Source organism: Virgibacillus sp. FSP13, assembly GCF_054048505.1.
Map to the genome: position 1 here is coordinate 19,694 of NZ_JBSVKG010000035.1, position 9,348 is coordinate 29,041.

Annotated in this window: 10 protein-coding genes and 1 pseudogene; 1 reads left to right on the forward strand and 10 read right to left on the reverse strand. The window is 38.9% G+C overall.

The annotated features are described in order from the left end of the window. Positions 1–72: 72 nt before the first annotated feature. From ACW2QC_RS18910 to ACW2QC_RS18935, 6 genes are all read right to left on the reverse strand, one after another. On the reverse strand, positions 73–1,335 hold the full coding sequence (locus ACW2QC_RS18910) for a cytochrome P450 (RefSeq protein ID WP_457545499.1): 1,263 nt from the start codon (positions 1,333–1,335) through the stop codon (positions 73–75). A gap of 289 nt (positions 1,336–1,624) precedes the next feature. Continuing rightward, positions 1,625–2,434: a hypothetical protein gene (locus tag ACW2QC_RS18915; protein ID WP_457545500.1), complete on the reverse strand. Its 810-nt coding sequence runs from the start codon at positions 2,432–2,434 to the stop codon at positions 1,625–1,627. 310 nt (positions 2,435–2,744) lie between these two features. Further along, positions 2,745–3,398, reverse strand: coding sequence for a hypothetical protein (locus ACW2QC_RS18920; protein ID WP_457545501.1), 654 nt, complete (start codon positions 3,396–3,398; stop codon positions 2,745–2,747). A 23-nt stretch (positions 3,399–3,421) separates the two neighbouring features. Next, positions 3,422–3,901: a hypothetical protein gene (locus ACW2QC_RS18925; protein WP_457545502.1), complete on the reverse strand. Its 480-nt coding sequence runs from the start codon at positions 3,899–3,901 to the stop codon at positions 3,422–3,424. An 85-nt stretch (positions 3,902–3,986) separates the two neighbouring features. Continuing rightward, positions 3,987–5,006, reverse strand: a complete 1,020-nt coding sequence (locus tag ACW2QC_RS18930) for a C45 family autoproteolytic acyltransferase/hydolase (protein WP_457545503.1) — start codon at positions 5,004–5,006, stop codon at positions 3,987–3,989. Next, entirely contained in the window at positions 5,003–5,776 is a 774-nt protein-coding gene (locus ACW2QC_RS18935; RefSeq protein ID WP_457545504.1) for a helix-turn-helix domain-containing protein, read from the reverse strand. The genes ACW2QC_RS18930 and ACW2QC_RS18935 overlap by 4 nt, the downstream gene beginning before the upstream one ends. Positions 5,777–6,024: 248 nt before the next feature. Between ACW2QC_RS18935 and ACW2QC_RS18940 the strand changes: the two genes are divergently transcribed. Next, the gene (locus ACW2QC_RS18940; protein ID WP_457545505.1) at positions 6,025–7,086 is read left to right on the forward strand and encodes an NAD(P)/FAD-dependent oxidoreductase; all 1,062 of its coding nucleotides are present in this window, start codon (positions 6,025–6,027) and stop codon (positions 7,084–7,086) included. Positions 7,087–7,200: 114 nt separating this feature from the next. Here the strand turns inward: ACW2QC_RS18940 and ACW2QC_RS18945 are convergent, their stop codons facing one another. The 4 genes and pseudogenes from ACW2QC_RS18945 to ACW2QC_RS18960 form a co-directional block, all read right to left on the reverse strand. Further along, positions 7,201–7,944, reverse strand: coding sequence for a hypothetical protein (locus ACW2QC_RS18945; RefSeq protein ID WP_457545506.1), 744 nt, complete (start codon positions 7,942–7,944; stop codon positions 7,201–7,203). Between the two features lie 111 nt (positions 7,945–8,055). Further along, on the reverse strand, positions 8,056–8,241 hold the full coding sequence (locus ACW2QC_RS18950; RefSeq protein ID WP_457545507.1) for a hypothetical protein: 186 nt from the start codon (positions 8,239–8,241) through the stop codon (positions 8,056–8,058). A gap of 141 nt (positions 8,242–8,382) precedes the next feature. Continuing rightward, on the reverse strand, positions 8,383–8,532 hold the full coding sequence (locus tag ACW2QC_RS18955) for a hypothetical protein (protein WP_457545508.1): 150 nt from the start codon (positions 8,530–8,532) through the stop codon (positions 8,383–8,385). Between the two features lie 114 nt (positions 8,533–8,646). Then, a pseudogene (locus tag ACW2QC_RS18960) lies at positions 8,647–9,348 on the reverse strand (hypothetical protein); the annotation flags it as partial.

Sequence of the window (9,348 nt, forward strand, 5' to 3'; positions counted from 1 at the left end):
TCATGAGTCCTTTTGCTAGAACAAAAGACCCCCATATCCTGCGAGGTCTTATAAAAAATACGTGTAACAGGATTATTTGCTTTTTAACCTCACATCCTTGATCACAAATCGACTCTTAGGAAGTGTTGGCATTCTAACTTTACTAATACTCAAATCCTGTTTAGGCACTTTATAATCAATTTTTTGCGTCAAAAATTCCAGGCTTGTTTTCATCACTTCGATGGTTACCCACTCACCGGCACATCGATGTCCTTTATCATAATCACCGCCACCCTGAGGAATAAAATCAAACGGACTACCCTTCCAATGCTTAAACCGCTCTGGCCAAAACTCATTAGGCTCCTTCCAAATCGCAGGATCATTAGCCATACCGTAAACATCAAGCAAAACCAATGTCCCTTTCGTAAATCGGCAATCCTGCCAAATGAAATCTCTTTTTACCTTTGCACCTAAAAATGGACCAAATGGATAGAAACGACGGACTTCCTGAACAAAATGCTGACTATAATCATCCTCATCCGCTTGCAGTTTTTCACGAGTTTCCGGATGATCATGTAACGCCAACGCCCCGAACATAACATATCTGGCAATAGCGACAATTGGCCGAACAATATTTAGCAATTCCACTGTAGCCATTTGGGCATCTAAACGTTTCCCATTTAAGTTGCGATGCCATGCCATTGCATACAGTGCCGAATCCTCCGGTGCATCGAGTTTTCCTGCTCGAACCTTTTCAATTATGTTGCGAATCCATGTTTCCGATCGATTTCGTGCTGATCTTCCAGCCCAATGTCTTGGTCCAACCGCACCAAATGCATCGATCATGTCTCCTAAATCATTGGCTCGCTGTTTTACTTCCTTTTCCTTTAATGGCACACCAGCCCACTCACATGAAATACGAACCATGATTTCCCTTGCCTCATCGAACAGCACTAATTCTTTCGCTTTGGTCCATTTCTTTACGGCTGCCTCCCATTGTTTTTCAGTAAGTTCCCTTAGCCATTTTAACCGCTCTGGCGTCATAAGTGACATAAACAACTGTTTCCGATGTTTGTGTGCTGCTCCGTCCATTGTTTGTACACCATTTTTACCAAATAAAGTTTCTTGTACCCGTTTAGGTGCTGAACCTTTTCGCTGGAATTTTTCTGTATCGTAAAATTGCCGGGCTGCTTCTTCTCCGCTCATACAAATCACTTTTTGGCCGAGTAACCGTGTTTTAAAAATATTTGATTGAAAGCGCCGACACCTGTTTGGTATGTACATATATCCTTCAGACAATACCTTCATTGTATTATCGATTGTTTTTTCATGTGGTACCTTTCCAGTACGTGACAACCTGTTCAGCTCCTTTGGTTTTAGTCAGTATTATGTTTCCCCAAAAGGCGTTAAACAATTAATTTACTACTGGAACAAATAATTGCACCATTTTTATTTAGTATACGAATACGATGGACAAGTATATCGGTGCTGGAAAGAAAACATCGCGCCCGGAATGGGAGGAATATCGTCGCTGGAGAGAAAACATCGTCCCGCGGGCAGCTAATTACAAATAGTAACGAACGAAAAGGAAAATGATTTAAAAACAAAGGAAACCAGCAGATTACGTGCCCAATTTCCTTTGTTCTTAATTTACGGAAAACGATTCATGGAAAAATTCACTTACAACATTGTTTATTTTCTGGAAATACATTGTAACTGGAATCGGCTCCAGCGTAACTTCGTGGTTCTTTTCAACGTTCTCATAATTCATATGCCACATAAAGTTATTCCCAGGAAGTAAAAATCCAATTTCATCAAACGCTGATTGATCCTTTACATAATCCGATTGCATAAACGAAATATTGTCAAATTCCTGTCCGTTTATTAAAAAATCACCCGCAAAATCACGCAATGCCACAGCTTGGCTTTCATCCTGTTTCATAGCAAGCAGCACTTCAGGATCCGACGTATGCAATTCATCTATTAAATCATCCGTCATCCTGATAGGTTGCCACCCCTCTACATCCATTCCCGTATCTTCCATTCCAAAATGTTCGCGGATTATATCGTTAAAACCCTCACTATTCGGGTGGAATGAAAATCCATGTTCCCCATCGCGCACCTCTTGAACCAATGAATTCTTTTTATTTAGTAAATGAATTAGCAGTACATGCCGCTTCCTCATATTAATGCAACGAATTTTTTTCTTGGAATGAACGAGCAGGTACAACAAATCTTCTAATCCCTTGGCAATACCGGTTTTCCTGTTATCATCCCAATATCCTTTCTGTCTAAGTTCTGTTTCTGTTTCCTCTACAAACCGCATGAATTCTGATTCGCCTTTAATTAATTCCTGCTCATTTAATATCTGACTCGCCATTTTATCATAACCGCAAAGGGCAAGTGCTGCTACTAGTTCATTGATGGTTAGTTTAATTTGTTCCGTTTTTTGCATGGGTATCCTCCTTTGGATATGTAGTTAGTGTACACAAGATTATGGATTTGTTCTTCAACTCACTTGTCATCCCAAACCCCTGCCACAGCAAAAATCGATCCAGTTAATAAGTGAAAATTGTACCGGTAATAATAATCTACATTGCCAACATAACCACAAAAACAATAGCAATCGGTTTATTACATATAAGCGGGAGTCTTTGTAAGGTTACTTGAACATAATAATTTAGACCCGAAAACAATATTGCTATATATTTGAAAGAAGTTTTATAAAATGAATGACTTCATTGTCCACAGATTAGATTTTCAAATCAATCGTTAAAAATCGCAATGACCCCAAACCACTGCCACAATAAAAATAATACAAATACAATAGCAATTAATTTATTTATTAAAAGCGGGAGTTTTAAAAGTGTCATCTGCACATGGTAGCTTATTCCTGATAAAAAAATTGCTATGTATTTAAAAATGTAATCCAGCATGGTTGTCTTTTTCTGGAAAACGTTTGCCTCAAATATCCCCAAGGCAATCGGATGGAAAACAATAGAATACAAAGATACCATTAAATTTGTTACTAATATTAAAAATATCAATGTACTTGGATATGGAATGTTCGTCCCTAGGATAATGAGGGAAAACACCGATAAGAAGACAAATGCAATTAATGCCCCAATCCACTCCTTAGATTGTTCTACAATATTACCATTGCATCCACTTTTGTTTGGTTTAATACAAGCTACGATTGATAGCAAAATGATAAAGACCTCGGCAAATACTGCAAACATTTTAACTGAAGTAACACCATCATATTGCCATGCCGTTTTATTAACCATAAATATAAGGACAAACAGAATTAGTAAAATATTTGCTTTCAAAAAGAATGCGAAACCGCTTCTCAGAGAAAAACTCTTTTGTTCACCTGGATTTTTAGATCTATTCTTTTTTGGTGCAGCTTGATTATTCACATTTATAACTCCTCTTTCTAAAGTTAATTAAATATACCCGAAATAAAATCGCTTGCTCCCGAGACTATATTATCCGCTTTTTCGCCTACCCAATCTTCTGCGTCATTGAACCATTCTTTGGTATCTTCATAACGATCTTCAACCCACCGGCCAGCACTTTCACCCCAGTCTTTAACCGTATCTTCCAACTTCCAAGAACCCAAAATCCCAATACCTGCCCCAATTGCACCACCTATAACTGTACCTACACCCGGACAAATCATTGTACCTATTCCTGCGCCTAATGTTGTAACACCAGTAACTCCAAGATCTAATCCAATCCCACCGGCAAATCTACCGGACTTCTCAGCAATTGAGTTATATTTATTTTCATCGCTAAAATATTCTCCTGAATTAGTACCAACTGAAAATAACATTCCAACATAAGGAATCCTTTTAGCAAACTTTGCTAAACCTTTTGTAGTTGAAAATTGCTTCGCTGTACTCTTTGCGTCCACTCTCATTTTGTAATCTTTTAGTTTGGTTTTATCAAATACAAGAACACTCCATAAAGTAATTTTCCATTAAATGTATCTTAATTGCATCGATTTATCCATGCTTTATCCAGCCTTGAAGGGACACCGGCAATTTTAGGGTTCCCTTCAGCCAATCCTTAAACGAGAACTGATATGGTTCTGCATTTCTGCCAACACCGACAATAATACTTAAACTTTCAGGTTCGTATACAATTGTGTGCATCGTTCCAAAAAATTCGCGATAGTTGTTAAAGAATAATGGGGATTCCTCACTGTTAAAATTTCGATACGCTGTTAAGGGTGTAAGATGTTCTTCTGCTAAATCCTGCAAATAACCTTTTCGCTTTATGGACCTGTCTATGTTACTCCTATTATACATTGTCAATCTTTCAGTTTCATAATGGTTCGTGCATAGAAGGGCAGTTTGGGAACGTACAGCCTGATAATCAGGGCTCGCCTCAACTATTGCCGTTTTTCCTCTTTTGTCCATAATTGAATAATTAAAACAGTATCCATGGGTAACATGCTGCAGCAAATGAACGGCTTCATCAACGGTTGCACATTGCTCCAAAACCATCCTCACGATCGTTGTCCCCAAAAAGCCGACACCGCTTCGTTGTTCATTTACCAAGTGCAGTCCAATAACGAGACCCTTTTCATTCATGCCGTCAAGCCTACCAATCATCTGCTGGCTAAAACCTGCACTGGCATATCCTTGTGCTGGCTGGGAAAACACGAATCTGCCATCATAAAATTCCGGGCTAAAATCATAATTCCTGACATAGAAGGAACCTTCCGAAAACGCTGTACAGCCCATTTGCGGAAATGAAAAATCATAGCCACTATACATTTTTATTATCGTAGTGAAATCCACACCTGAACCGTCCGCTAAACCTCTTAATTCCTCTAGCAAAGTTGGTGCCACTTCCATCAATGAAGCTTTTGCCATTTTCAAGTCTGTGTCTTGCGTTAATCGCTTTTGTTGTTCAAACGTCTTCCCTAGCTTTAATCGCTTGCCCTGCTCAAGCCCAATTTGATAATGTGATCCTTTTAGCGCAAGTACATCAACAGCGAAATTGAATTCATCGCTCATTCTTTATCTCCCCCATTCTTTGTTACAGGCATGACTAAATCCATCTCCTCATATTGATTCCCCCGATACCACTCAAAAATCGGCCCGGCAGGAATCCAATTATGTTCCCACATATAGTGAATCATGTTCCGATAGCCTGATTCGATATTGATAAATCGGTCATTGTATGGGATTGCTATGCATATACAGGAATTCATATGTTCGATTTCATCTATCCCCGAAAAACCTTGTAATTCAGCCTGATTCGGTATGCCAAAGCCGATTTGTGCTTTAATAAGACCTCGCCCGGATAAATATTTAAAATACGCATTTTTTATAGGAATTTCGTGCTGATCAAGCCTTTCCTTCCAATAGCGGAAATAACCTTCAAAATTGCCTGGGGTTGACTCTGCAGCAAACCATACAATCCGCTCCGAGTCCTTTTCCAACAGATAAACGTTTTCCCTACGATAATCAGATCCTAAATACTGTAGGCCAACACATAAGTGATCTATTCGCTGCTTTATCAAATCAATCCAATTATGTGTCATTTCTTCCTGGTCTATTTTATCAGCATTCAAATAACGTTGAATTTCTTTTATTGGAACATCTGCTAAACGCAGGCTTGAAATCAATTTTGCAGTAGTTACCTGCTCATCGGAATAAACACGATACCCATTTTCACTTCTCTCCAATGGTTGCAGCAAACCTTTTTCCTCATAATACCTTAACGTACTTTTAGGTATTCCTGTTTTAATCGAGAAAGATTGTATTGTCATAAACCGATTCATACCATCACACCCCCCTTAATAAGACTACACCTTAAAGTAACTTGAAGGTCAAGGAATTCCCTGGGACATGGGGACAGGTCCCTTGTCCCACGCGCCACGCCATACTCCGCGCCAAAATCACCTGGGACACCTAACCTGTCCCCATGTCCCACCACCAATGTCACACTAGTCATTCTGTGTATCTTTTGATATTCTTTAGGGAGATGTTCATACATATATAACAATTGACAGAGATGGGGTAAGTGTTTATGAAGAGATTGGTTATATTAGGTGGTGGCTATGGTGGGGTTAAAGTCGTTGCAGGGCTTCTGGACCATCATCTACCAGAGGATGTGGAAATTACGGTTGTTGACAGGAATCCGTACCAATCACTGAAGACGGAATTCTACTCAATAGCGGCCGGGACTTCTGCGGATAAGGATGTTCGTGTGGCATTTCCTGACGACGAGAGGGTTCAGTATGTTTATGGTGAAATTACCGAGATTGATACAGAGAACCAGGAAATCACACTTAAAGGAAAAAGTGACCTAATTCCTTATGATTATATGGTCGTCGCACTTGGATGTGAGGATAATTACCACGGTATTGAAGGGGCAGAGAAATATACCGATAGTGTCCAAACATTTGCCAAAGCACGTCATACAGGAATGGCAGTCGGAAACCTCAAACCATATGGAAAGGTTGCTATTGTTGGTGCTGGCTTAAGTGGTATTGAAGTGGCTGCTGAAATTAGAGAAAGCAGACCTGATTTAAATATACGTTTACTTGATCGTGGGGCAACGGTGCTAAAGGCATTTGATTCAAAAATCCAGGAATATGTTGAATCGTGGTTTATCGAAAACAATGTAGAAGTCTTACATGATGCAAATGTAGAGTATGTTGAAAAAGATGGCGTTTGCAATAATGGTGTTTGTTTTGTAAATGATGTTACCATCTGGACGGCAGGTGTTCGTCCACATTATTTAGCGAGAAATTTACCATTTGCAAAAGATGAGCAAGATAAAATAATCGTAAATGACTTTTTTCAAGTACCAGAAAACACCAATGTGTATGTAGTAGGGGATTGCGCATCTTCTATTCATTCGCCAAGCGGACAGCTCGCCATGCAGCAAGGAGAACAAATTGCTGATATTCTACTAGCTGTTTTACATGACAAGGAACCAAAGAAACCGAAAGATATAAAATTAAAGGGAACACTTGGATCCCTTGGCAAAGCGGATGGGTTCGGCAATATGTTCCAGCAGCCATTCACCGGGCTCGTTCCTCGCATAGCCAAATCAGGTGTATTATGGCTAAGCAAAAGACATTGATTTATAATTTTCAACCAAATAAAAACAGGCATTCTAAAATAGGATGCCTGTTTTTCGTGTGAATACTGCCGGTAAGAGAGCTTATTAAAAAGGCTTTTACCGTCCGTCAAAATGTCAGTGATGAAATCCTCTATGGAACTTTCCCTTCATCCCTTCAAATGGAAACACTTTAAGCCTCTTTGCCTCTTCCGCATGATCATTAACAATCTCATTCAGAATTTGCTGGGGGTTTTTACCCTCCGTACCAATTCCTAACTTCTCCGCCGCTTGCATAATTTTCGTCTCTTGGATTTCTTTTGCCAGGGCATAGTCATCTTTTCCTTCTGTTTCGATGCCTAATTTATCTGCTTCCTTGTTAATATAATGCTTAAAAATACTATGTTTGAGCGATTCCACATCTTTTCCCTTTGTTGAAATTCCTAATTCCTCTGCCTTTTGCTTTAGCCGGGCTTCATAAACTTCCTTGGCTAGCTCGTCAGGTTCTTTCCCTTCTGTTTCGATTCCTAATTCTTTCGCCTTTTGTTTCACCTTTTCATGGTGTACCTCTTTAGCCAACTCTTCCGTATCCTTACCATCTGTCTCAATTCCCAACTCATCTGCGGCCTTTTTTATGGATGCTTCATAAACCTCTTTTGCTAGCGTCTCCATATCCTTATCTTTTGTTTCAATTCCTAATTCTTCCGCCCGCATTTTAATCAATGCCTCGCTATTATAAAACCCATATTCATGCTTTTTATTTTGGCCTTGTTTGTCCTTCATAACATGAACATGATCAGAAGCTGCTGTTTCGCCTGGAGCATGTAATCCAATTCCTATTAATAAACCGGTTAGCAGTACTGCAAATAATCCTTTTTTCATTCATCATCGTCCTTCCTGTTGTGGATTTTACTATGAATTTTGTTGTCCTTTCATAGCATTTCCATTTTCAGAAAATAAATGAATGAAAAGTTTCTTGCAACGGGGCATATTTTAATTTATGGCACTTACCTTTCTTAGCATCCTTTCTATAACTTGATCGTGTTCCATTAACTCAGAACCCCTATCAATTTGCCTTTCCGCAACTAATAATTCAGATTCCAGTCTTTTACGGTCCTCCTGATACTTAGAAAACCCATTGTAATCCCGCCGAATCGTTGTTGATGGTTTAACATCCATGCTCCACACCCCCTCCTTATTTAACATGACCTTAACAATATTATGTCATTATAATTATGTGAAAACAGTCTAATATGGTAAATACAAAAAAGGCGTGGACCCGGAAGTATCACTCCAACGTGTCCACACCTTTTTTACTGTTTAATCATCTTCTTTATTACTAATATATTCGTTCGGTTCTCCACCTTGATTATTATGATTTTTAAACTGACTTTTGCGGCCATTTCGGTGTTCGCCATGGTTTGTATTTTCTTTAAATTGATTGTTGAATTCTTTTTCCTTGTTGACCATAAAAAGTATGCCCCCTTCCATTGAATTTGCATCTTATTCTTTGGAAAAGGGACATATTTATTCACTTTTTCAAGTATCCTATTTTCTACAGTGTTCCGGTCGATGTAGTTTTACCTAGACCAGCATAATCTTTGGCGAAAACACCTTTTTCCAGGCCACAAACGTTACCAATAACAATATAGCCAAGTATAAATAAACTCCAAAGTTAATCGTGGTTGCCAGAAAATGTAATCCAGCAAACGCAGCAACAAGGAACATCAGCAAGAAATATTTGATCGAATTCGCACCTTCTTGCGCTGATTCAAAGGGCTCGGTAAATGGATAATCCTCATTATTAATTACTTTATAAGCAATCAATGTGTTTAATACCGCGGTCACAAAAACAATTGCTAAATCAGGCAAGATCTCGAATGAAAAAATCGCTACAAACGCCACACACAGAAGCAGATAAACTGGTAAATATAGTTTGACCAGAAATGCTTTAAGTGTTGCACTATAAAATCGCTCCGTATGTTGTATTGGCGTGACCTGGAAAATCCACGCCCCCTTATATTTTCCGGAGAATTTCAGCATATGAACAACGACACCAATAATAATATTGCAAAAATAAATATTAAAATAGACATTGCTATTTGCCAGTTCTGAAAAAGATGTCCCTGTATTTAATGAATTGAAAACAAAGATAAATGGAAACACTAACGCCATCCCTAACGATGGATATACCTTTAATTTAAACTCCCTTTCCCGTCCCAACATGATCTGGGAAAATCGGAAAAATAACCGTTCCTCCTTACTGGAACAAATCAAGCGCTCCCA

Coding starts and splice junctions, on each gene's coding strand:
- ACW2QC_RS18940 (WP_457545505.1), top strand. CDS start 6,025: ATGAAGAGATTGGTTATATTAGGTGGTGGCTATGGTGGGGTTAAAGTC.
- ACW2QC_RS18955 (WP_457545508.1), bottom strand. CDS start 8,532: ATGGTCAACAAGGAAAAAGAATTCAACAATCAATTTAAAGAAAATACA.
- ACW2QC_RS18935 (WP_457545504.1), bottom strand. CDS start 5,776: ATGAATCGGTTTATGACAATACAATCTTTCTCGATTAAAACAGGAATA.
- ACW2QC_RS18925 (WP_457545502.1), bottom strand. CDS start 3,901: ATGAGAGTGGACGCAAAGAGTACAGCGAAGCAATTTTCAACTACAAAA.
- ACW2QC_RS18915 (WP_457545500.1), bottom strand. CDS start 2,434: ATGCAAAAAACGGAACAAATTAAACTAACCATCAATGAACTAGTAGCA.
- ACW2QC_RS18930 (WP_457545503.1), bottom strand. CDS start 5,006: ATGAGCGATGAATTCAATTTCGCTGTTGATGTACTTGCGCTAAAAGGA.
- ACW2QC_RS18945 (WP_457545506.1), bottom strand. CDS start 7,944: ATGAAAAAAGGATTATTTGCAGTACTGCTAACCGGTTTATTAATAGGA.
- ACW2QC_RS18950 (WP_457545507.1), bottom strand. CDS start 8,241: ATGGATGTTAAACCATCAACAACGATTCGGCGGGATTACAATGGGTTT.